The sequence below is a fragment of the Pseudoteredinibacter isoporae genome (genome assembly GCF_040372805.1).
Classification (GTDB): domain Bacteria; phylum Pseudomonadota; class Gammaproteobacteria; order Pseudomonadales; family Cellvibrionaceae; genus Pseudoteredinibacter; species Pseudoteredinibacter isoporae_A.
The window spans coordinates 1-585 of sequence record NZ_BAABWJ010000033.1; the positions used below are offsets into that span (position 1 = coordinate 1).

Sequence of the window (585 nt, forward strand, 5' to 3'; positions counted from 1 at the left end):
GCACCGCCGACATCCGTTCTCACATTGCCTGTTGCATTGGTGTCAGCGTTTGTGGAATCGGTATCGGCGTTGGCCACCGGCGCCGTATCGGTAATCAGAATATCGAGACTGTCACTCGCGGTGGTGCCGTCGCTGTCTGTCACAACAATCACAAAGTTATGCACCACTTCGGCACCACTGTGATCTTGTGAGGTACCTACTGGATCGTAGTTGTAGGTCACTACGCCGGTGGCGGCGTTGTAATCGGTGATGGTTAGAACACCGTTACTATTGCTGACCGTAATGTTGGTGGTTGAAGCATTGTTGAGTGCAGCAGCGGTAATGCTCTGCCCTGCGATACTCAACGATCCTAAGCCATCCGGCGCCGTGATCGTAAAGGTGTTTCCAGTAAGTGTGCCATTTTCAACAACACTTTCGTCACCGGTAGCGCCGGCGTTGTTGTCGGTGATGGTTACGGTTGGTGCTCCATCGGTCGTGCCGGTCACAGTGATTGTTACTGTGGTGGTCGAGAAACTGCCATCGTTATCTTTTAAGGTGTAGCTAAATGTATCGGTGGCGGTTGCACCTTCGGCCAAAGCGGCTGCG

General features: G+C 53.2%; 1 protein-coding gene. It reads right to left on the reverse strand.

Translation table 11 applies throughout. From position 1 onward, the window contains the following. A partial coding sequence (locus tag ABWW03_RS19935) for a hypothetical protein (RefSeq protein ID WP_353411437.1) occupies positions 1-585 on the reverse strand: 585 nt, incomplete at both ends.